This window comes from Reichenbachiella sp. (assembly GCF_039944555.1).
Classification (GTDB): domain Bacteria; phylum Bacteroidota; class Bacteroidia; order Cytophagales; family Cyclobacteriaceae; genus Reichenbachiella.
On the sequence record NZ_JBDUYN010000006.1, the window covers coordinates 365,702 to 388,217 of the forward strand.

Consider the following 22,516-nt stretch of genomic DNA (forward strand, 5'->3'; position numbering starts at 1 on the left):
ACTATAAATCTTTTATTTCAGCCACCACGAAGGTGCTGCCTCCAACAAAAATTAAATCCCCGGAGTCTGCTTGAGACAATGCCATATGATAGGCTTCACCAACTGAGGCATAAGCTCCACCTTCAAGCCCAATCTCTTTTGCTAACAATTGTAACTCTTCCGCTTTCATTGCCCTCGGGACATTTGCAGCGCAAAAGTAATACTCACATTCCTTAATCAATAATGGAAGTACCTTTTCAATCGATTTGTCAGCAACTGAGCCCCAAACTATATGTAATCTTTCATACGGTTGTTTTGAAATTTGATTCATAAGCCAAAGCACCGCGTCTTCATTATGCCCAACATCGCAAATTACAAGCGGCTCATTTCTCAATATTTGCCAACGCCCTTTTAATCCGGTTTGAGCTACCACATTCTTAATACCAGCTGAGAAGTGGTCATTATTTACTGAAAGACCAATAGACCTCAATTGATTAATAGCCCTCTCAACCGTGTGTAAGTTTAATCTGATAACCTGTGGTGAAAGATCTGAATCCAACTGGTCTATACGGGTCGTGGCAGATAAGGGCTCATCTAGCGCTGCGTTCTTTTCTTTCGCCACAAGTTGAACAACCTTCAATGCAGAATCAGGTAGGTTCCCAACCACAACAGGGACATTCTCTTTTATAATTCCTGCCTTTTCTGATGCAATCGCTTCAATAGTATCTCCTAACATATCTTGGTGATCCATACTTATGGAAGTTATGATGGAAATTACCGGTGAAATAATATTAGTCGAATCCAATCTCCCGCCAAGACCTGTTTCAATCACAGCAAAATCTACTTGTTGTTTGGCAAAATGCTCAAATGCCATGACCACTGTAATTTCAAAAAAGGAAGGTGAAATTTCCTTGATAGCCTTCTTATTTTGATTAACAAAGTCTTTGATAAAAGATTCACTTACTTCAAGACCGTTAACCCGAATCCGCTCTCTAAATGATTTCAAATGCGGTGAAGTGTATAATCCTACTTTGTAACCGGCTGATTGCAATACTGAAGCTATGAGGTGCGATGTAGAACCCTTACCATTAGTACCAGCCACGTGAATGCTCTCAAAACTTTGGTGAGGATTCCCCAACTTCTGAGCAAGAAGAAGAGTATTTGTCAAATCTTTTTTAAAAGCCACCTTCCCTACACGCTGATACATGGGCAGCTGAGTGTATAAGAAGTCAAGGACTTCCTGATAGTTCATAAACCTACTTGGATTGAATGATGAATGTAATTTTGCCTGTAGATGTAGCAGCCGTCACCCTGTTGTCAGAAGTCTTGCTAAATGTTAATTCCATGACAGCATCTTTATACACTTTTTCTACAACGGGAGTAACTGTCTTTTCTAAGGTCTTAATGCCTATGATTTCACCTTCTTCATCGATAGTAATTTGAAATATTATAATACCATTTTCAATAGATTTATCATCAGGCTGAGGCTTAAAATCCCAATTCCAACCTGCTAGATCCAAGCTAGAACCACCGCTACTGGTTTCAGCAGTATTGTCATTTTTTTTATAAATGGCTCGATCATCTATCGATGGTTCCTCATCTTGTTCTTTGTCTTCATCTTTTTCTTCAAAAGTTTCTGTCGATTCAGTTGTTTCGGGACTAACGCTTTCATCCGTCTCCTCAATTACTTCTTGCTGTCTAACTTCCGTGTTTTCCTTTTTTTCAACAATATCAGGGCTATTTATGTCCTCCGAAACTGCTTTATCCGTTTCATTCGGCACGGTTTCAGTATTCTGACTCTCTACGTCCTGATCTGCTGCTTGTTCAGTCTGTCGAAGGTCATCAGACTCTGCTGCTGATTCTTCGGGGACCTCCTCCATTTCTTCAATTATTTCGTCATCTAATTGCTTATCACTCTCACTTCCTTTAATAAGCTCATTGCCAAAATTCAATTCTATACCATATTCAGGAATAGGAGGGTCAGGTTCTGTCCATGCCAGCATTGTAAAAAAAATCAATAGAAGCAATGCATGAGCACCAAATGATGCGTATATGCCAATGGATCTGTTCTTTTTCTCTTTGTCTTCCAAATCAATCTGGTTTTGTCGCCAATGATATTTTAGCTTCAAGTTTGGTAGCAATGCTGGCTACGTTTACCAAATGCTCCACAGGCACCGACTTATCACAATGAAGAACCACTACTCCTTCTTTATTTTTTAATTCTGCTTTCAAAGTTGACTCGAGTCTGCTTAATGCGACCTTGCTGTCATTCACATAATACTCCATGTTAGAAGTAATTGTCACACTGATTTTTTGCATGACGATGTTGGAACTTTTGCTCGTAGGTAAATTTACTGGCAAGCCTGAAGGGGTGATAAATGAAGAGGTAAGCATAAAAAAGATCAACAATAGAAAGATTACATCCGTCATTGATGACATTGAAAATGCTGACTCAACTTTATGTTTTGGAGTTAGATTCATGCCTTCTGAGGTTCTTGTAACAAATCGATGAAATCAATAGAAGTATATTCCATTCCATGAATGAGTTTACTTACTCTTGTCACCAGATAGTTGTAAGCCAGGTAAGTCAATATACCAACGAATAACCCTGCTGCTGTAGTAATCATTGCCTCATATATTCCGCTTGAGAGCAATTTAGGACTAACTGCGCCTTCCTCCTGGGCAATTGAAATAAAGGCCTGAATCATACCGGTAACAGTGCCTAAAAAACCAATCATGGGCGCGGCGCCAGAAATAGTAGCCAGAAGACTTAAATTTTTCTCAAGTTTGTAAATTTCAATCTTACCTACGTTCTCAATAGAGGCCTCTATATTTTTTAATGGGTTGCCAATTCTTGCAATACCTTTTCCAACCATTCTTGCTATTGGTGTAGCCGTGGTCTGACAAAGGGTCGTTGCCTCAGTGATACTTCCACTAAGTACCATTTGTTTGATATTGTCCATGAAGGCCTGAGGAGTCTTGGCTGCGTCCTTAATTGTAAGAATTCTTTCAATAAAAACATACGTACCTACCAGTGACAGTAACAATATGGGCACCATCATGTAGCCACCTTTTAATAACAAATCCAACACTGATATTTGTTGAACCACATCCTCGACAGGAACTTCTTGTGGTAAAGAAGTTAAAATCATATTAATTATTTGCATAGTTTCCTTTAAACAAAAAAAAGGCCAAAATGACCTTTTAATATTTTAATACAGTTTTTACGTTAACGAGGGTTCTAAATCAATATTGCAGAGCCCAAACTTCGTCACCGTATTGTCCCTTAAAACCACTCAACTGGCTGGCTGCATCTCCATAACTCGCATAGTCAGCAATGGATACACGGTATCGCTTAGATTTTCCATATGGATGGATAATTTTAATTCCGCTTCCCTGTCCACTGAGCTCAGTTGCATAGTCCATCGCCAAGTCCTCATCAACAAAGCTTCCGATGATCACATAAGACCTAGAAGTTCTCTCTTTGATTTGAACTATCTCGCCTGGATTAGCCGTTATCGCTTTTGGCTGTGGTTTCTTCACTACCGGTTTCTCTTCCTTCTTAGGAGTCACAGTTTTGGATTCTTCCCCAGTACTTGCTGCCTGTGCCGTGCTTTCAACAGGCTTGGCTTCAGGTTTTTTCACCGGTTTTTTGACTCGCTTCTTAGGCGTTTCTTTCTTAGCTACTTCTTTTTCTCCTCCGGCTGGTGACATATAATAGAATACTCCACCAATTATGGTTATAATTAATACACCAATAATAATCACCTTTGCAAAACCTCCTGAAGATTCTTCGTACGAATAAGGCTTGTAATTCGGAGGTAAAGAGGGGGTATCAGATTCTTCGAAGACTGGCTTCTCATCTTCCAAATCGACACTATCAGTCGCAAAAATAGATCCTCCGTCTTCAGGAGAATCATCTGCTGCAAACAATGACGAGCCTGAGCTATCATCACTACCGAAGTCATCGCTAAAAGCAGATTCACTTTCAGAGGTTGAATCCTCATTTTCATCTTCATCCAAAATTCCAAGTGCTGCTAACTGATCCGGGCTATCAATATTGGCCAACAGATCGTCCGTATCAGCATCATCGGTAGACAAATCTAAATCCATCTCTTCCATCGTAGAAACATCTTCGCTCGAGGAACCAGCATCATCGCCCATTAAATCGTCGTAGTTAATATCTGAACTAAAATCAGGCGACAATGGGTCTTCTTCGTCGTCACCTAAGCGATCAGATATCAATTGCGCGCTGTCCAGTACATCTTCAACTTCTTCAATTCCTTCATCCAATACTGAGCCCTCTGGCGGATCTAAATCTCCAGGCTGAAGTCCTACTGAATCATCGGAGGATTCAGGCACATCAATATCGTCCAGGACACTCATATCTATTCCTTCAGGCTCCGGAAGTGTACCTTCCTCACTTCCTGTCTCCTCTTCCCCAGAGTCGTCCAAATTAAAATCTAATTCCTGCAATTCATCAAATTCCAAATCTGGTAAACCAAAATCCTCATCTGACTGATTTGATTTGTTTTCTTCTTCCGAACCTTCGTTGAGTTTCTCGTCGGCCATATCTAAGCAATTACCTAATTAATATAAACTTATAAATCACACCTTAAATGTATAGAATTATTTTGAAATAACAACTTTATGGTGTCCTTTGTATTTTCCTATAAAATTATCAAATATTCAATCAAAATATTGCTTTAATCCAATATATCTGTCATGACTTTCTTTCTAAAATCAATTTCAACTCACCTCAACTGTTGGCTTCAACCACAACTGATTCGGTCAGTTATTCTTATAAAGTTTTCAAAAAGCTCACTGTTCTTAGCTGCAATGTCAACAATTATTGCTTGCCAAAGTCAATCGGTCTCCTTCAATTCATTCGACACCAAGCAATGGATATCAGAATCAACAAATTGCAATAACTACAGAATCAGTGTAATTGACGAAATGGAGTCAGAATTTGATCAGCTACTCGGTATGAGTGAAACGGAACTCGTAGGTATTCTGGGCAACCCAGAAGAAACGCATCTCTACACTCGAGGACAAAAGTTTTTCAGCTATTCGCTGACTTGTGGGGATTCAGTTGTTGATACAAAGCGTCTAAGAATTAGATTCAGCGCACTAGATCAAGTAAATGAAGTGATTGTCTTGGATTGATTCTATTATTGAACAATTTCAACTGTTATTACTTCAGAGGCCCCAAAATACCCTAATACGAGCTCATTTGGATCATTCTCATTAATCATATTTCCTGAAATAATTCCCGGTTGAATCCTTGGACTTAGCGTTGAACTACTGGTCTGCTCTTTTAGGTTGAGATAAAAATCATAAGCACCCTTTGAGAGAGACATATGTTGAAAGTATGGAATGTCGGATTCTGTGAAAACTACATTTCCCGCATCATACTTAAATTTATTTCCATTTGTGAAACGATCATCAAATAAAACTAATTCTTCCGGTTGGTTTCTTAATTCGCTGTTCACAAAAATCTTCCAACGATAGTAGTTGTCTTCATTTGGATCATCTAACACAAACGCGGAAATGAAAAAATTCTCATCTCCAGCATCAATCTCAAAGTCGGCAGGATCCGCAATGAAATTGACGAAAGCATCCTCTACTTGCGTTAATGAAGGCATAGTCTCCAAAGCTGATAAATAGGTCTTTTCTTCGTGAATGATAGTTAGCTGATATACGTCACCAGGCCTTCCGATGAAATCTGATGGGTCAGAAAGATAACGGCCAGTGTTTGGGATTTCCATAAAATCATATCTATTCGCCAATTGATCCGTTACATAAACTTCAGCTCCAATGATTGGAGGGTAACCTGATTGATCTGAATAAGCGTTGCTCAATGAAAGTTTTACTTCATATGGTCTTGTTTCATTGGTGATCCAGCCAAATACAACCAAATTTGTTGTTCCACTTTCCAAGTTTAGATTTATCTGATCTATACAAGATAAGCTGATCAGGCTTATAGCAATCAAAATAATATGGTTACGAACTCTTATCAAAACTTGAAATTATAAGTGACAGATGGAATCATTGTGCCCAACACGGAGAGTTTTTCTACCACAGATACTCCCTGGATATCTTCGCTCTCACGGAAATAATATGCCTGGGCGTTTCTTCTTGCGTAGACATTATAAATGGAGAAAACCCAACTACTTACAGCTCTACGTTCTTTTCCATTTTTCCGATTTTTTTTAAGCATTAATGTAGCAGCAATATCCAATCTATGATAATCTGATAGTCGATCCAGGTTTCGATCAGGATAGTGAGGAACCAACAGTCCGTCAATCTCGTATTTTGAGGAAGGAAAAGAAAATGGCTTACCAGTATAGTAAACAAAACTTGATGATAGAGACAGGTGTTCGGTTAGTTGATATATGCCAGTTACAGCAACATCATGAGTCCGATCGTAGTTAGTCGGGAAATAAGCCCCTCCGTTGATCTTCTCCTCTTGAAGCTCGCCATTCACTTGACGCTCAGATTTTGACAATGTATATCCCAACCAGCCGGTCAGTTTCCCGAATTTTTTCTTTAAAAACACCTCCATGCCAAAGGCACGCTCGTTTCCGTTCAATATCTCCGTTTCTATTGATTCATTGAATAAAAGATCCGCTCCATTTTTATAATCTATAACATTTTCAATTTTCCTATAATAAAACTCTAATGACAAATCCATATCAAATCTTTCTACATATTGATATACGCCAAGTGTAGTTTGATGCATGGTACTTGGCAGCAAATGTTCACCACTAATTTGCCAAAAATCAGACGAAGCCGGAGACAGGGTATTTGAAAGCAGGTGCATGTATTGAACTGAAGCAAAGTGACCTAATTTCAAAGAGGTATTTGGGTTAAGTTGATATTTGAGAGATAATCGAGGTACAAAATTATGATAGAATTTTTTGGACTCCTTGCTTCCAGCCTCAAGTGTATCCACTCTTGTATTCAATGATTTCAACTGATCGGCCTCATAAACATACACATCTGATCTTCCAGTATTAAAAAAACCAGAATACCGCGCTCCTAATGAAACTGTAAGGTCCCCAAAATGCCTTTCATTGGATAAATATATGGATGGTTCAATTCCAAGCTCACTATTGAGTTTGACTGCATTTTCGGATGATCGAATTCCAGGTACGCGCTCTCCCGGATTCATAATGTGAACAATGGCTTCTCCCCCATATTCAAAAATATTCTTGGGGCTGTAATATGAGCTCATATCAAACTTAACGGCCAGATCAGAAATCCGTGAAGTACCTACAAAATCAGCTTCTTCACTCTCCTCTATCACTCGATACTCGTATTGACTGAAGTAGGCAGTCAAGTTCATAAAATGTTTAGCTTTATGAATTTTATTCCAGCGCACTGATAGTACTCTATTGCCCCATTTTTGCAATGCATCTATACCAAATTGATTGGCGTCGGCTCCAAAATAACCTGAAAAGTATATTTTATTGGTATTGTTCAAGTTGAATTTGATCTTAGTGTTGATGTCTTGAAAGCTCACCCTGCTATTGGCGAGTGTTGCACTGTTAGTGTTCCTTAGAATCAAATCCCAAAAAGTACTTCTTGCTGATAATAAGTAATTTGCATTTCCGTCCATAATTGGCCCCTCAAACATGATTCTACTGGTAATTAATCCTAATCCACCAGAAAAATGAAAGTCGTTTTCATTACCTTCTTTTTGTCTAATATGCATAACTGAAGATGTTCTTCCTCCATATTTAGCTGGCAAATCTCCTTTAAGGATCTCCACATTTTTGACGGCATCAGGATTAAAAACCGATACTAAACCAAAAAAGTGATTGGAATTATAAATAACGGCCTCATCTAACATGATCAGGTTAGCATCTGAGGCACTTCCCCTCACATTCACTCCGGAGACTCCCTCTCCCACATTTGAAATACCTGGCAGCAACAATGAGCTTTGAAAAACGTCAACTTCGGCTATGTGAGGTATTTGACTTGCCATATCCATATCCAACTTATTGGTACTTAACAATACATTTTGTGCCTTCACATCGAAAAACTGCTGTTCTTCAACCGTTACATTTTCTAGTTCTCTTGAGTTCTCTGTCAGTTGAAAATTAAACTGAAAGTCCTTATTCAACTCGATGGTATAATTAATTGTCCGGTAACCAATAAATGAAACCAACAAATCATACTTCCCTTTTGGTAATGTGAAAGCATAAAATCCATATCCATTGGTGGCCAGTCCTGTTTCGATATTTTTAATATAGACCGTAGCTCCAATCAATGCCTCCCCGGAAGATTTATCCTCTACCAATCCACTTACGGAATATCTGTATTCATTTTCAGGGCGATCGTAGTATCTGATCATCAATTGACCGTTGAGATATGTATAATCTAGATCTTCATTATGACATATTCTGGAAAGTATATCTTTTACATTTGTTTCCTTGATCTTACCAAATTCGATCTCTTTCTTTAGAGGAACTATATTGTCGTGATAGGCTACGTTGATTCCTTGTTCGGGAAGTAGCGACTCAAGCAGAGCTCTGGTTTTGTATTTTTTTTTGTAGAGGATGACTGTCCTGTCCAAAATAGCCTCTTGCGCACTCAACTCAGATGTGACAATGAGTAGTGCAAACAGGTAAAAAAAACATTTACTGACAACGACGCGATCCAAATTATACTCTCGATAGGTGCAATTCTGAGTCAAATTTAGGCATTGCTACTAAAGGGACGAACTGATCGCATAAAAAAACCCGCATAAGCGGGTTTTATGTCCTTTGTAATTCGAGTATTTTATCAACAACCGGGGCCAGTCAACTTTATAGTTTTACCTTTCTTTTCATTTTTGATATTCGCAATGGCCTCCAGAGTATCCAGTATTTCATCTAGTTCTTTATCTTCAAAAGCTGAAGTAATCAAACAGTTTTTGATTGCATCATCGACCTTAATTTTAACATCGAAATGTTCACTTAGAATTTCAACGACCTGCGACAATGGAGAACTTTTGAATACAAAGTCCTTAGTCATCCAAGAAGAGGCATTTTCATTAAATGAATCGTTTTTTACCAATCTGTTCTGCTCAAATGTCGCCTGGCTTCCTTTTTCCAGGACCACCTTAATTTCTTCATTATCAGTCAATGCAAAGGCAACTCGCCCACTTGTGACATTTACATTTGAATAGTTGGATTCAGAGATTAAATTGAATGAAGTACCTAAAACTTCTACCATCGTTTTCTGTCCCGAAATTTTAAAGGGTCTTTCTGGGTTTCTGGCAATATCGAAGTAAGCTTGTCCAACAAGGCTAACCAGTCGTTCGTCCTCATCCATTTCTTTAGGATAGGTGAAAACAGAGTTTTCGTTTAACCATACCACAGATCCGTCTGCCAATTCGATTTTCTTTATTTCGTTGTCCGATGTTGTTGCAACATGCTGGTCTGACGTACTTTGATACTGAAACACAATAAAACCAAGTCCTATCACTAAGGTAATCATAGCTGCCAATCTATATAACATGATTCGGCTCGGCTTTTTAGAGTGATCAATTGCATCAGTTACAACCTGCCATGCTCGATCAACGTCCGGGTTGAAGTGGTCCAAATTGATTTCAGATGATTTATAAATCTTCTCAAAATCATCAAATGTCTGACGGTTGGCATCAGAAGCAGCTACCCATTGCTCCACCTGATGTTGCTCATTTTTATTGAGCTCACCTTTCAAATAGGCCAATATTTTAAATTCCAATTCTTGCATTTTAGTCGTCGTTCAATGATATGTCAAGCAAACCCATTGATCCCCCTATAAAATTTTAAAAAATATTAATTAAAATCAGTAACATGATCTTGTCCCAAATAGGATTAAGATTCTCTCTTAGTTTCTTTAATGCCAGGCCTATTTGATTTTCGACTGTTTTAACCGAAATATCCAGCTCATCTGCTATTTCTTTATAAGTCATTCCAGCATTTCGGCTCAAGTTAAAAATTATCTGACACTTATTAGGAAGAGCCTCAATGGCTGCATGAACATGGTGCCTCAACTCATCCATAATCATTTCCTGTTCACGATTATCGGCTTCCAGAAATCCAATGCCTTCCAAATCAACCTTCTTTTGTTCTTTTGGCAACTGCAGTTTCAAATAGTTGAAGGATCGATTGCGAATTGCTGTAAACAAGTAGGACTTTATGGAGGTGGTAATTGTTAGATTGGACCTTCTTTCCCAAATATTTATAAAGACTTCTTGAACCACTTCTTCAGCGACTTGCTCGTCTCTGACGTATTTCATACAAAACTTACAAAGATCCGCATAATAGGTTCTGAATATTTGTTCAAAGGCTCCCCTGTCGTGATTTGACAGTCTGAGGATTAATTCGTCTTCGTCTGATATGTGCACTTAGATTGTTTAGGTATTAGTAGCAAATGTAGTAGAATTACGAAATTTCCAGCGGTAAGTTTATCTATTGAATTGATTCAAGGATGTAATCTTTGAGTACGAATGGAGCGGTAAGCGTAAAGTCGAATTGTTCATTTTCACCAGTGATTGCAACTACCAATTCCAAATGTGGAACCACATATAATCGTTGATTCCCAATACCAGCAGCAAAAAATACGTCGTTTTCTGAAAGCGATAGAAAATTGCTATTATCAGAATATCTCCACCACATCCAGCCAAAACTATTGTAATAATCAATATTGGCTTGAACATCAACTGAACTGGTCATGTAATTTTCATTTATAACCTGTCGTCCAAACCAATCGCCTCTTTTTAAATACAGATAACCTACCTTGGCTAAGTCTAGGGTACTCATCGAGATACCCCAAGCAGAGTTTATATTGCCCCTAAAGTTGGCAATATCAAAATTATTTACTTCCAGAGTTCCGAATACTTCTTTCATTAAAAAACTTTGATAGCCATCATTGTATTGATTCTCGATAGCCGCTGCTATCAACACCGGTACAGCACTATTATGTGAAAATCTTCTACCCGGCAGTACATCGATGGGTTTGGTAATCAGATATTCAACCCAATCATCACTTTGAATGATTCTATCAATATCATTTTCCTGACCATCAAATGCCGTTGAAAATTCGTTCCAACTCAATCCGCTTTTCATGGTCATAAGGTGCTCAAATGTAATGTTCTTTTTTAATGGAAAGTCTTCAAACTCCTGGGCAAAGGCCGGGAGATATTTGTATAAAGAATCATCAACTGATGTAATCAAGCCCATATCAATGGCTCTACCAAGTGCTAGGTTGGAAAGACTGCTACTCACTCCACTTAGATCAAACAGAGTACTTCGGTCATTACCAAAATAGTAGTTTTCAAATACAAGGCTCCCCTCCTTAACTACCACAATGGAGGTAATTCCTTCATTTGGATGAATATTTACAGCGGAGTCCATAGCCATCAAAACTTCGGTATTCATGTTCAGGTCTCCTGGGTTAGCTACAGGCCAGACATTTTGATCCGGAGGGATACTGTCATTATAAAAACAGCTTGTGTTGAATAAAAGTATGGCCAATATTTTGCAAGTTGTTTTCATCATTTAAATATTCCGAGTTTTACAACAATTCCATAATAGAGCCCTTCAAAATCAGCATTGCTTAATCCCGTAATGTCCAGGTCACCTATCCAACGATAGCCTGCAAATCCATTTACAGCAAGGAATTTTGTTAGAAGGTAGTCTACACTCATTTGCAGGTGAAATATTCTAAATTTGTCAGCTAAATAAGGGTTGCCTGTCTCCAATTCGTTCCATTTCACCTCCCCCATTCCAAATTTAGATTCTAAATTGAATTCATACTTCTTTTCCAAATGTGTACGGTAACCTATTAGAAGTCCAGCATGTTTATAGTTCATCTGGAAGAAATTAGGGAAAATAAGCTGTTCTCGGTAATTATGATATGTATGGTTTTTTCCGTAAAAACCGAATTGAAAATGGTTTTTGATTAAAATGGCAGCCTGCAGTCCAAAACTATTGGTATGTACCGGGGAAACGGATGAGCGTTCATAAACTCCTCCAATATAACCTCGTAGCTTCATTTGTTGCTTTTGACTTAGCTGGGTAGAATCTGATTGCCCAGTAGCCTCACTAGCCAACCCTAAACTGAGCACGACGATAAGACCGAGTAAATTAACCTTCATTGATAAGTTTTATATGACTAGAACAACTGGCATATGATAATTGCCTACAGAAATATAAAGTAAATCAAGTGGAATCACTGTATGGTCCTGCTTTATTATGATCTGTGTCTCCTACCGTCATTCGACCTTGTGGCCCATATATAACAACTATCCAGTCATATTGATTTCAGTCCTATATTTGTTGCCAACTTAAATTTTCAAATGAGTAAGCCCTTCATTATTAAAAATAATGCTCAACCATCTACTTCATGGAGCGGCGGAGAAACTACCGAATTATTTATTTTTCCTGAAGCAGCTGAGTACAGTAAATTAAACTTCGATTTTAGGTTAAGTACGGCTACAGTAAATGTCAAGAAATCAGTTTTCACTCCTTTGAATGGTATAAGGAGAACGCTAATAGTCTTGAAGGGCCATCTAAAATTAGAGCACGAAAATCATCATGTGATAGATTTAGGTCCTTTTGACTCAGATAGTTTTTGGGGTGATTGGAAAACCACAAGTATGGGCAGGGTTTTGAATTTTAACATCATGATGGGCAACTCGACGCACTGCCAGCACGAAGTGCTGAATCTTGGGCAATCCGAATGTTTCAATGAAATTAACAGTCAGGATTTTTCTTGTTTCTTTCTATTTCAAGGAGATTTGGATACAAACTGCGGAGTAATGACTTCCGGGGATATTCTAATTGTTCCTAAAGAAGGTCTATGCCAATTTGAGGCTATAGCTGATTCAGTGATTATCCGAATTTTAGTAAGTTTGATTTAATCCATTTCTACCTTCATTGCATTTTCGTTGATTTCCTCATATCATTGAGTAACCAACCCTTACAATTTTGGAAAATCATATCGGCCGTGCACTTGAAATTTGCGCCACAATTGTATTAAGTGGCTATTTTCCTATTCTCACTTATTCTTTTTTCAAATATCGCCTGATCAAAAAGAAAGAGGAGCTCACCATGCTTATTGAAAGACTAAAGCTGACTGGTAATATTGACAAGGAGAGCCTGCAAGATCGTATTTCCAAAGAGTTTGCTCCCGGTGACTACTTACTGCCTCTGTCTTTTTTGACGGCGCTTACGTTTTTGGGCATGTTCATGCTTTTTCTATCCTGGGCTATCTATGGCCTAAAGGGTGGGTATTCCAGCGTATTATTTTCGGGATCAGAGTTTTGGACTGAGACGACAGAATTGCAAACAGAAAAACGCAGCTTGGCTGTAATAGCCTTCGCCATTATGGGAGGGTATGTCAGCGCCGCTCAATACGTATATCGTAGGTTCTCTACTATTGACCTTACTCCTGGAAGTTTTTTTTCTGTCAGTCTTAGAATCGTGTTTGCTACGCTAATCTCGCTGATGCTCATGTTTGTGTTTTCAGGAACTACTGTGGTAGATTCCAACATTATCCTTGTACTGGCATTCTTGACAGGGGTTTTTCCCGATTCAGGACTACGGTTATTGATGGAGAAGATCTCGATCTTCTCCTCAAAGATGGATGATCAGAATGTTAATTATTCATTAGGCAAGATTGAGGGTATTAGTGAGATGCACAAGATTAGATTGAATGAGATTGGTATTGACAATGTCCAGAACCTGGCTCAATTCAATTTTTTTATGTTGATCATCAAAACACCCTTTGCGGTAAGAACTCTCCTCGATTGGATGGCTCAGGCTAAACTGCTTATTGAATTTCAAAATCAAACAGAAGAGCTACAGAAGGTGGGTGTAAGAAATGTTTTGGACTACCTTGATGCTTTAGATGGACACTCGGAAAGGTTTAAGGAAATTTCAGAGATTACCGGCATCAATGAGCTCGCCTTGAAGGTAAACTTTGAAAATATACAAAACGATCAGTCCGTCACACTCCTCATGCACTTCAGAAATAATTTGGAGAGTTTTGATCACGAATAGTAGCTACTGCTGCTGAGACACATCAAGCATATTAGGCACTCGTTCGTGAAGTTTATTGAATTTTTTATCGTATTTGGTCTTAATAAGTAATAGTGCTACGCTACAAGCCTTGCTAATTCCCCATTTTTTTTGAGTGAACCTAATGAGTGTGTGAGGGTGAATTCTAATTAGATCACCTTCCTTCTTTTTGGCTCCTAGTGGCATGTTCCAGTCAGGAACTAATCGGAATTTGTTTTTGCTTTTGACAGGGTCTTTCATTGAACTAGCTGATTAAACACTTATTCAAATATAACAATCCTAAATGGTAGTTCCCAAAAACAAAAAAGCTTGCCTTTCGGCAAGCTTTTCCTTATCCATAATTAACCTTTACCTAAAATTTAAATTTCACTTCGGCGCTATATAACCTCCCAATAAATGGTGAGGCAGTAAATTCTCTGACCTCTGAATCAAACAGATTAGTCACTTGTCCAGACAATGTGAGATAGTCGGTGATATTGTACCCAAGCCCAATATCCACATTGACAAAACCTCCAAGCGGTCCATAATTCCAGGCATCGGTGCTTCTGGCATTCTCTACTATTGGCGTTCCTCTGTAGGTCCACCCTGGCTTCGTTTCTGAAGCAATCTGAAAACTAGAATAGTAATTATACGCCTCTACCCATCGCATGAAAATGGTTCCAAACCATTTATCCGATGCATAATTCAATCCTAGGCTTAATTTATTCTTTGGTGCATTGACTAAAATGTCTAGATCATTGACCTCTCCATCTTTATTGAAGTCATTTTCCATATCATTCTCATCAACAGAATAATTGAAATAAGAGTAATTAAGGTCCAGACTGATATTGTCATTAAAATAGTAGTTGACTCCAAAATCAGCACCGTAGGTATTTACTTTCCCAAAATTGATGTATGTAGCTACTAGCCCCCCAAATGCACCATAACCAGATTGCACTTGATCGATTGGTGTATCTCCTCTTGCTGTAGTGACACCTACCACTGTGACCGGACTCAAGAAGTCAGTCGATATATTGTAGTAGGCGTTGGCATCTAAAAATAACCTATTCGGTAACAACTGACCCTTATAACCGATTTCGAAAGTTTGTATTTTTTCTACCTTTTGCTTCTCAATTTTAGTTCCATCTGCCAACGTAAAACCTTCCGCATTTCCTAAAATCAAACCGCTGAAGAGGTCTCCATACATATTGAGTATGGTGGGAGCAGCAATTCCCTGCCCGTAAGTCAATCTCACAGCACCGTTTCCGACTGTTTTAACTATTCCTAGTTTTGGTACAAAGTTGAAATCATATATTTCATGATTATCTGCTCTGAAAGCAGCCACAGCTTTCCAGCCACTGGCCAACTTATACTGAACCTGACCATACCAGCCCATTTGATAAATATTTAAATCATCAATATCATCTAGCAAATAGGAATTGTTACTATTCGCCATATCTTGCTGATACTGTATACCAGTCACCATTTCAAGGTCTCCAAAGGCTTTGTTGTACTGCACTTCACCGTTGATTCGCTTGGAATCATCCTGAAATACTGCTCCACTTGCATAGGAATTCGCACCGCCAGCCTCCGCTGGAGTCATACCAGAATCGATGCCTCTATAGTATTGTTTGGTTCTCTCATCAATGGCGTAAGTACTATCGGTCTTACTTGAGGTATAGTACAGCTGAGCAAACCAGTTCTCAGAGGTAAAACGAAGATGGGTATAAAAGATATTCCAATCTTTGATCTGGTTTCTTCCCACATTGGTAGGTGCGAGGTAAGTGCTATTCGAGTAACCTGAAGATAAAATGAGATCGGAGCCGGCTGTCGGGCTAAAATATAAAGCTCCTTCAACTTTGTTGAAGCTAAAGTCATTGTCTAGCTCAAATTCTTCGTAACCTTCTTTGACCCCATCAGCATCTCTATCGATATAGACGGAATCAGCGTAACTAAATTCTTCTCCCTGGCTTCGTTCTGCAGTAAGCTTGAAACTGAACTTATCGTTGACTACCTGCGCATGCCTTGCCCGTATTGAAAAAACGTTTTGATTTCCAATACCTGTAGCTATCGTTGTTCCCTCTGAGGTCCTTGGGTCTTTCGATATGATATGCACCAATCCATTGTGGGCATTAGGTCCATAGAGTGCAGAATTTGGACCAAGAATGACCTCTACACGCTCGATATCTTCCTTGATCTGAGTATTTAAAGGTCCAAGCGGTAAACCTGTAGCAATCAACGAGGCCAAACGACCATCAGCCACTTGGAGGTTCTTAGAATTGAAGTTGCTATTGAATCCTCGAATATTGACACCTGTGCCAACCACTCCAGATCTTACATAGTCTACCCCTTTTACTCTGGCAAGTAATTCTCCCGGATTAAATGATGGTAGCTGTTCGATTTGCTTGGCGGTAATAACCCCAATGGTGGCTGGAGACTCTGTCAATTTTTCGGCCATTCGGGTACCTGATATCACCACCTGATCGCTTAGGAACAAGGACTCCTTTAAACTGATGGCACCAATATCCTTATTGCTACCATCGATGCTTATATCTAACTTTTGATCTTTGTAACCTACATAAGAAATGAGCAACTCGTAATTTCCGTCGGCGACACTTTTTATGGTAAAAGTCCCATCCGCCGCAGTAATGGTTCCTTGGTTTGTCGACGTCAGTCTCACGTTGGCTCCTATCAAAGGTTCGTCCGAACCCGCATCCATAATTCGACCTGTAATCGAATGTTGTCCTACCGATTGAAAGCAAACGAAGAAAAGACCAACGAGCATAATCGTAAATGTTCTATTCATAGTTTTGTTTTTTAGTGTATCATTATCAGCCTATTCTCTCAGCTAATTCTTTAAACTTAGAGAATGCCATCACCTGTTTTGGGACATCGGCACAATACAAAAACATTGACTTTAATCAATAATTAGATACTAAAAATTGGTAACTATATGATATTCAAATATTTAACCAATATAATAAAGGGTGCGACTTACTAAACCACATTTCTGCCAATTACCTACCGTTTTAACAACAATAGTAAAACAGAGCTAACAAAGTTAGCTGGTCTATCATGCCTTTTTATGAATTCGAATTTACTTGGTTTGTCCGTGCAGTTCGGACTTAGCTAGTGTAACGGTACGGGGGATGTAATTTTCTAATTCCGTTAAGACTTGATTAAGAATGAAGGATTTGTGAGGGTCCGTAAAGTGTTCTCTTGATAGACTGACAATAGAATCCAACATGGTCTCTGCATTGATTTTGCCTGTTTTGAGTTGGGCTATTTCATAATACCACTTGATTGTAGGCAAGTAGATATCCTTTGTGCGATCTTGCTGATCCTTCCGGAGCAGTTCGTATCGTTTGAATACCTGTAAGACTTTATCGTATTTCTTCTGACGGATTAAACCCTGCACATAACCAGTAAAAAAGGAATACCAACGTTGCGTCAGAATATCATTTTTATGGATTCTCAAGAAAGAATCTGCGATCAACTCTCCGCGTTCGGGTTGATTATTGAGATTGAGGCATTTGATATAGAAGGATACAAATCCAATTTTGTGGTAAAAATTATCGATGTTTCGAATTTCCGAAAATGACTCTTTCAAAAGATTGAGAGCCTCCTCTATCTTGCCCTGGCGAATTAGAATTGAGCTGAAGTTGCTCAGGTATTGGACGTGATCGGAATTCTTCTGCCGGATGGATAGATACCCATACTCTTCTGCCTGCTGGAGGACGTCAAACTTTGAATGCAGCATCAGTCGATTGGCGTAGTAGTTGTACAGTATTCTGCGGGTATAGAATTTTCCTTGAACGAGCAGCTTATCCAGGTGGTCATACACTTCTTTCAGTTTGTCAAACTCGCGACTATTAAAATAAAGAAAGGTTAAACGAATGACTGCCATGTATCTATTGAAGCCATCCAGTTTGTCATTGTTGAATAAGGAGAGCATCCATTGCTCCCACTCACCGGTATCCTCTACTTTATGATTAAATTGGTCAATAACACTTATAGTCGCTTCATGAAGCTTTTTATTGACTTCCTTGGACTGATCGTATGCATCTTGATATTGCTGAATGAAGCGATTGACCATCTCATAGGCATCGTACCTTAGTCTGATCAACAGGAAATGGCGAAAATTAACTACCATTTCAAAAAACTTCATAAAGTTGTGAATGGGGTGCTCATAGTTTTTGATTCGCCTGAGCAAAAGCTTCTCTTCTTGTGGCGTAATGGCATCGGTAATTACCTTTCTATCCATTTCGTTGATCCACTCAAAATACTTGTCCACATCAATGGCATCTAGCTTGTCCTGAACCCAGCGAATCATACCGGAGTACTTTCGTTTGTCGATAAAAGTATTGAAAGGTTCTTTGCTCCCACGATTGTGAGCATTGATCTTAATTTTAGAGAGAATACTCAACTTTTGTTCGTCATCGAACTGCTGGATATTCATCAAATAATCTGCCTCATGTGGCAAAACATCAGAAGCAAAGGCCGTAAATTTTTTAAGCTTTACCTTCAAGACAATGTTTAGTTGGATAGAAACTCGTCCAGAATTTCGTTAATTTCTTTTGGTTTGTCAAATGAGATGAAATGACCACATTCAGGGATCATCTTTAACTGGGCATTTGCTATTTGTGCAGCTCCAGATTCTCCTATTTTTTGCGTAGTCTGCGTCGGATTTAAATACTTGTTAGGAATCAATGCATCATTTTCCCCATACACTACCAGTGTTTTTTGGCTGATAGAATTCAGTTGATCAAATATTGGTTCATCTAGCATACCGTTGAATCCATTTACCACAGATTGGGTGTAATTCTCAAAATCTTCTGTTTCAATTATTCTCAGTCTATCCTGAATCATAAATTCTACGTCATCAGGCATTTGATAAAAATTCAGTGCCCAGTTGGCTCTGATCTGTGCCTCAGTGTCCAGCATTATTGATTCCAGGGTAAATACCGATTTGAGCCAGGTGGCTTGTTCGGGAGTAAAGGTTTCAAAACCTGCAGGTGCAAGCAGGACCAGCTTTTTAAATAATTCCTGCTTCTTCAATACAGCAGATATGGCTATCTGCCCTCCCATACTATGTCCAACAAGAACTGGGTTTTCTAATTTTAGTTTCTCAATCACTTGCAGTACTACGTCTGCGTAGGCGTTCATTCCTGAAGGCAAATTGACTTTGGTCGATCTGCCGTAACCTGGCAAGTCTATGGCGATGCATCTATACTTGGATTTCAATACTTCAATATTCTTATACCAAGACGGCAGATAGGTTGCCAGACCATGCACAAACAGCAACGTTTGATCCCCTTCTCCCTCGTCTACATAGGCCACTTTATTGTTTTCCAGATCCAAGTACCCGACTTCATAGTTGTAGTCAGCTATTCTCTCGCTGACCTTCCATTGGGTCTCTTGTCCAAAACTGCTGTTTTCTACCATTGTAATAATCAATATAAGTAGACATGCTACCAGTATTCTCATGATTTATGTGTTTAGCTTCTTACGATCAATTTTTCCGCTGTCATTTTTAGGCATCTCGTTCAGCAGGACCACATCTTTCGGTACCTTAAATTTTGCGAGGTGCTTAGTACAATACTCGATGATCGAATCGGATGAAAATATAGCCCCATTACTTACTGTCACGAATGCCTTACCTACTTCTCCCCATTGCTCGCTGGCAACTCCAATCACGGCGGCCTCATCAATTTCTGGCATTTGTCTCAGCACACGTTCGACCTCAGCGGGATAAACATTTTCTCCTCCTGAGATAAACATACATTTGATTCTATCTACAATATACAAATAGCCGTCATCGTCCATTTTCGCCAGGTCTCCAGTATGAAACCAACCTTGCAGTATGGCTTCCTTAGTGGCCTTATCATTGTTCCAATAGCCAGGAGTGACTAGCGGCCCAGAAAGACAGATTTCCCCTATTTCATTCGATGCTACTTCTTCTCCATTCTGAGCCAGGAGTTTCAACTCAGTATAGAAATTCGGGAGACCTATAGAGCCTATTTTTTGCTCCGCCTGATTTTGATGCAAAGAGGTCAAATTGGGGCCAACCTCGGTAAGCCCATATCCCTGTCTGATTTTAACCCCTTTATCATGCCAGGTATGAATCACACTTAGTGGCAGTGCTTCTCCTCCTACAATAAAATAGCGGATTTCGCTGAGATCAATGGTATCGAACAGCTTGCTATCTGCCATCATTTTAAGCATGGTTGGTACGCCAAACAGTAATTTTGTACCCTTTTCCTCCATCGCTTTTAGCAGCACGTCCGGATCAAACTTTTTGAGAATACCTATACTGGCTCCCCGATGAAGAAGCGGGGTCAATAGCACGTTCCATCCCCCGGTATGAAAAGCTGGCGTACAAACTATGGTCTGATCATGAGGAACTATTTCCAAACTTTGGGTTGTATTCAGGCTATTCCAAAGTAGCATCTTATGTGAGTATATGGCCCCTTTTGGCCGACCTGTGGTTCCTGAAGTGTAGAGAATAAATAGTGGATGACTTTCATCAAAGTCACGTGACTCAAATGCACTCATCTGAACAGAAGTGAGCTCGCTGGCCAAATCTTCCATCCACACCATGTCAACGCCTTCTTTCAGGCCTTTGGCCAAATGCTCAAATTTTCGCTCAACAATGATTTGTTTTGGCCGACAGTCGGCAATCAAATAGTCAATTTCGGAGGCAGAAAGGCGGTAGTTGACAGGAACAATGATTATTCCCGTTTTTTGGGCCATGGAAAACAAGGCTACATACTCCAGGCAGTGTTCTGCCACCACAATTAAGCGTTCTCCCTTAATAAAGCCCTTCTGAACGAGTTTATTTGATAAAAATTTCGACTGCTCGTTGAGTCTTCTATAGGTAATTGATCGGCCGGTTTCACATTCGGTAACAGCTATCTTCTCAGGTGTATAGGCAGCCCATTTCGCGATCCAATCCTTTCTATACATGTTGTGATATCTTTTCTTTGGTCAAATAATGTATTCCGAGCCCAACTACCAAGGATGAAAGGATAGCCATCGTACTTGCAATCGCGGGGTTGTTCACAGTCTCCCGCATATAGGGCAAAAACCTACCGTAATAAGCTGTAAAATGAACCACCAAGGCTATTACCGATGCTGAAAATACAGATTTCAGTTGAACATCTTTCAAAAACATGCCAAACAAAACTGGCACAAACGCTGCAGAAAAGTATGCATAAACACCATTTTGGGCAAATATTCCTACGCTGAGATTTGGTGACAATAGTTGCTGATGGGACAATCCAAAACTGACCAGAGCAAGGAAAACGATCATCATTTTGTTCACGATTATTTCCTGCCTTTCTCGTTTATTTTCGTCATAATAGAATTTTCCGAAAAGGGGATTAAAAAGATCTGCGGTGAGGGAAGAGCTAAGCGACTGGATGAGTCCTTCGAGCGTGGAAAGCCCTGCTGAGATCAAACCTAAAATCACCAAAATACCGACATAAACCGGGAACCTGCTCACTACATAGGTGGACACAATGCTGTCCATGGGGATTGAGTTGCCGTTTACCGAAAGGTCAGGGAAATACAATCGCGCAAATAACCCAACGATCACAACCTGAAAAAAAACGATGAGCACCAATACGCCAACGGTCAGGTATCGATTGACATCCTTATCACTTTTCAGTAGCAATGACTTGGTAATGATATGGGGTTGACAAACGATGGCAATGCCAATTACTATTTGACAAAACACAATCTCAAAATAATCCCTGAACAGCAGGCTATCCGGATTCGTCCAGTTGGCGAAGTTTGGTCCAATTGATTGGAGTTTATCGAAAAACCCTGAGACTCCTTCGTTGAAGTATTGCCCTCCTGAGGACAACAAAATGATGGCGACTACAAACATAAGTACGGCCTGGATGGAATTGGTGTAAACCATAGAATTGGCCCCGCCGAACATCATATAACCAAAAACGAACAAAACGATACACCCAAGGACAACAATGGGATCAGCATTGAGCGAATTGGCCAGTACCTGCGTGAGCCCGACGCATATCAAGACAATGAAGGTGACTAACAGCAGAGATACAAACGCGAAGAAAAGTGCATATGACTTGCTTCGATACCTATTACCCATCCATTGCGCCATGGTAAGGGCATTGACATTCGCACCGTACGTTCTGAACCCTTTGGTAAACAGTACGAGAGATACAAAAATGGCCAAGGGCATGACGATTCCAAAGGAAAGTACTCCGCTGATACCGTACAAAGCAATAAATCCGGGATTGATGATAAATGTAGCAGCGCTTGTCATGGACGCTGCCAAAGCCAGACCTACAGCAATCGGCGAAAACGTTATATTCCCTACGGCATAGTCAGAAATGCTTTTTATTTTGATTGCTCCTCGGATGACAAAGAAAAGGATAATGATCATATATAATATGACCACTATCCAAGTGGCTGTGATTTGTTCAGTTGAAGCAATGTTACCCATAGTTTGATCTTTAAACCTAAAA

20 protein-coding genes are annotated in these 22,516 nt (G+C 39.5%); 3 read left to right on the plus strand and 17 right to left on the minus strand.

What is annotated here, in order from left to right; all coding sequences use genetic code 11:
• Position 1: 1 nt before the first annotated feature.
• The 5 genes from ABJD64_RS06265 to ABJD64_RS06285 all read right to left on the minus strand — a co-directional run bounded on the left by ABJD64_RS06265 (position 2) and on the right by ABJD64_RS06285 (position 4,551).
• On the minus strand, positions 2-1,165 hold the full coding sequence (locus ABJD64_RS06265; RefSeq protein WP_348179767.1) for a folylpolyglutamate synthase/dihydrofolate synthase family protein: 1,164 nt from the start codon (positions 1,163-1,165) through the stop codon (positions 2-4).
• Between the two features lie 70 nt (positions 1,166-1,235).
• Positions 1,236-2,069 carry a hypothetical protein gene (locus tag ABJD64_RS06270; RefSeq protein ID WP_348179768.1) on the minus strand — a complete coding sequence of 278 codons (834 nt, stop codon included), beginning with the start codon at positions 2,067-2,069 and terminating at the stop codon, positions 1,236-1,238.
• A 1-nt stretch (position 2,070) separates the two neighbouring features.
• Positions 2,071-2,460: a biopolymer transporter ExbD gene (locus ABJD64_RS06275; protein ID WP_348179769.1), complete on the minus strand. Its 390-nt coding sequence runs from the start codon at positions 2,458-2,460 to the stop codon at positions 2,071-2,073.
• Positions 2,457-3,131, minus strand: a complete 675-nt coding sequence (locus ABJD64_RS06280) for a MotA/TolQ/ExbB proton channel family protein (RefSeq protein ID WP_348180399.1) — start codon at positions 3,129-3,131, stop codon at positions 2,457-2,459. Before ABJD64_RS06280 ends, ABJD64_RS06275 begins: the two co-directional genes overlap by 4 nt.
• 94 nt (positions 3,132-3,225) lie before the next feature.
• On the minus strand, positions 3,226-4,551 hold the full coding sequence (locus ABJD64_RS06285) for an SPOR domain-containing protein (protein WP_348179770.1): 1,326 nt from the start codon (positions 4,549-4,551) through the stop codon (positions 3,226-3,228).
• Positions 4,552-4,818: 267 nt separating this feature from the next.
• On the opposite strand from ABJD64_RS06285, the gene ABJD64_RS06290 reads away from it, so the two are divergent.
• On the plus strand, positions 4,819-5,145 hold the full coding sequence (locus ABJD64_RS06290; protein ID WP_348179771.1) for a hypothetical protein: 327 nt from the start codon (positions 4,819-4,821) through the stop codon (positions 5,143-5,145).
• Positions 5,146-5,150: 5 nt separating this feature from the next.
• Here the strand turns inward: ABJD64_RS06290 and ABJD64_RS06295 are convergent, their stop codons facing one another.
• The 6 genes from ABJD64_RS06295 to ABJD64_RS06320 form a co-directional block, all read right to left on the minus strand.
• Positions 5,151-5,999, minus strand: a complete 849-nt coding sequence (locus ABJD64_RS06295; RefSeq protein ID WP_348179772.1) for a DUF4249 domain-containing protein — start codon at positions 5,997-5,999, stop codon at positions 5,151-5,153.
• On the minus strand, positions 5,996-8,680 hold the full coding sequence (locus tag ABJD64_RS06300; protein WP_348179773.1) for a TonB-dependent receptor: 2,685 nt from the start codon (positions 8,678-8,680) through the stop codon (positions 5,996-5,998). Before ABJD64_RS06300 ends, ABJD64_RS06295 begins: the two co-directional genes overlap by 4 nt.
• Positions 8,681-8,769: 89 nt before the next feature.
• Positions 8,770-9,723 (minus strand): FecR domain-containing protein, encoded by a 954-nt coding sequence (locus ABJD64_RS06305; RefSeq protein ID WP_348179774.1) that lies wholly within the window; start codon positions 9,721-9,723, stop codon positions 8,770-8,772.
• Positions 9,724-9,778: 55 nt separating this feature from the next.
• Positions 9,779-10,360, minus strand: coding sequence for an RNA polymerase sigma-70 factor (locus ABJD64_RS06310; protein WP_348179775.1), 582 nt, complete (start codon positions 10,358-10,360; stop codon positions 9,779-9,781).
• 64 nt (positions 10,361-10,424) lie between these two features.
• Complete coding sequence (locus ABJD64_RS06315; RefSeq protein WP_348179776.1) at positions 10,425-11,513, minus strand: serine hydrolase; 1,089 nt, start codon at positions 11,511-11,513, stop codon at positions 10,425-10,427.
• The gene (locus ABJD64_RS06320; RefSeq protein WP_348179777.1) at positions 11,510-12,112 is read right to left on the minus strand and encodes a hypothetical protein; all 603 of its coding nucleotides are present in this window, start codon (positions 12,110-12,112) and stop codon (positions 11,510-11,512) included. The genes ABJD64_RS06315 and ABJD64_RS06320 overlap by 4 nt, the downstream gene beginning before the upstream one ends.
• Before the next feature lie 201 nt (positions 12,113-12,313).
• Here ABJD64_RS06320 and ABJD64_RS06325 point away from each other — a divergent pair, with 201 nt between their 5' ends.
• Both ABJD64_RS06325 and ABJD64_RS06330 read left to right on the plus strand, forming a co-directional pair.
• Positions 12,314-12,877: a HutD family protein gene (locus ABJD64_RS06325; RefSeq protein ID WP_348179778.1), complete on the plus strand. Its 564-nt coding sequence runs from the start codon at positions 12,314-12,316 to the stop codon at positions 12,875-12,877.
• 67 nt (positions 12,878-12,944) lie between these two features.
• The gene (locus ABJD64_RS06330) at positions 12,945-14,018 is read left to right on the plus strand and encodes a hypothetical protein (RefSeq protein ID WP_348179779.1); all 1,074 of its coding nucleotides are present in this window, start codon (positions 12,945-12,947) and stop codon (positions 14,016-14,018) included.
• 3 nt (positions 14,019-14,021) lie between these two features.
• Here the strand turns inward: ABJD64_RS06330 and ABJD64_RS06335 are convergent, their stop codons facing one another.
• From ABJD64_RS06335 to ABJD64_RS06360, 6 genes are all read right to left on the minus strand, one after another.
• Complete coding sequence (locus ABJD64_RS06335) at positions 14,022-14,276, minus strand: hypothetical protein (protein WP_348179780.1); 255 nt, start codon at positions 14,274-14,276, stop codon at positions 14,022-14,024.
• A 112-nt stretch (positions 14,277-14,388) separates the two neighbouring features.
• Positions 14,389-16,821, minus strand: a complete 2,433-nt coding sequence (locus ABJD64_RS06340; protein WP_348179781.1) for a TonB-dependent receptor — start codon at positions 16,819-16,821, stop codon at positions 14,389-14,391.
• Between the two features lie 291 nt (positions 16,822-17,112).
• Positions 17,113-18,543: a hypothetical protein gene (locus ABJD64_RS06345; protein WP_348179782.1), complete on the minus strand. Its 1,431-nt coding sequence runs from the start codon at positions 18,541-18,543 to the stop codon at positions 17,113-17,115.
• An 8-nt stretch (positions 18,544-18,551) separates the two neighbouring features.
• Positions 18,552-19,502 (minus strand): alpha/beta hydrolase, encoded by a 951-nt coding sequence (locus tag ABJD64_RS06350; protein ID WP_348179783.1) that lies wholly within the window; start codon positions 19,500-19,502, stop codon positions 18,552-18,554.
• Positions 19,503-19,505: 3 nt separating this feature from the next.
• Positions 19,506-20,981: an AMP-binding protein gene (locus ABJD64_RS06355; RefSeq protein ID WP_348179784.1), complete on the minus strand. Its 1,476-nt coding sequence runs from the start codon at positions 20,979-20,981 to the stop codon at positions 19,506-19,508.
• The gene (locus tag ABJD64_RS06360; protein ID WP_348179785.1) at positions 20,974-22,494 is read right to left on the minus strand and encodes a sodium:solute symporter; all 1,521 of its coding nucleotides are present in this window, start codon (positions 22,492-22,494) and stop codon (positions 20,974-20,976) included. Before ABJD64_RS06360 ends, ABJD64_RS06355 begins: the two co-directional genes overlap by 8 nt.
• Positions 22,495-22,516 lie beyond the last annotated feature (22 nt).

Excerpts from the sequence above, each read along its gene's own strand:
- ABJD64_RS06305 (WP_348179774.1), bottom strand. The coding sequence starts at position 9,723 with ATGCAAGAATTGGAATTTAAAATATTGGCCTATTTGAAAGGTGAGCTC.
- ABJD64_RS06355 (WP_348179784.1), bottom strand. The coding sequence starts at position 20,981 with ATGTATAGAAAGGATTGGATCGCGAAATGGGCTGCCTATACACCTGAG.
- ABJD64_RS06350 (WP_348179783.1), bottom strand. The coding sequence starts at position 19,502 with ATGAGAATACTGGTAGCATGTCTACTTATATTGATTATTACAATGGTA.
- ABJD64_RS06320 (WP_348179777.1), bottom strand. The coding sequence starts at position 12,112 with ATGAAGGTTAATTTACTCGGTCTTATCGTCGTGCTCAGTTTAGGGTTG.
- ABJD64_RS06285 (WP_348179770.1), bottom strand. The coding sequence starts at position 4,551 with ATGGCCGACGAGAAACTCAACGAAGGTTCGGAAGAAGAAAACAAATCA.
- ABJD64_RS06335 (WP_348179780.1), bottom strand. The coding sequence starts at position 14,276 with ATGAAAGACCCTGTCAAAAGCAAAAACAAATTCCGATTAGTTCCTGAC.
- ABJD64_RS06290 (WP_348179771.1), top strand. The coding sequence starts at position 4,819 with ATGTCAACAATTATTGCTTGCCAAAGTCAATCGGTCTCCTTCAATTCA.
- ABJD64_RS06315 (WP_348179776.1), bottom strand. The coding sequence starts at position 11,513 with ATGATGAAAACAACTTGCAAAATATTGGCCATACTTTTATTCAACACA.
- ABJD64_RS06340 (WP_348179781.1), bottom strand. The coding sequence starts at position 16,821 with ATGAATAGAACATTTACGATTATGCTCGTTGGTCTTTTCTTCGTTTGC.
- ABJD64_RS06275 (WP_348179769.1), bottom strand. The coding sequence starts at position 2,460 with ATGAATCTAACTCCAAAACATAAAGTTGAGTCAGCATTTTCAATGTCA.
- ABJD64_RS06280 (WP_348180399.1), bottom strand. The coding sequence starts at position 3,131 with ATGATTTTAACTTCTTTACCACAAGAAGTTCCTGTCGAGGATGTGGTT.
- ABJD64_RS06360 (WP_348179785.1), bottom strand. The coding sequence starts at position 22,494 with ATGGGTAACATTGCTTCAACTGAACAAATCACAGCCACTTGGATAGTG.
- ABJD64_RS06325 (WP_348179778.1), top strand. The coding sequence starts at position 12,314 with ATGAGTAAGCCCTTCATTATTAAAAATAATGCTCAACCATCTACTTCA.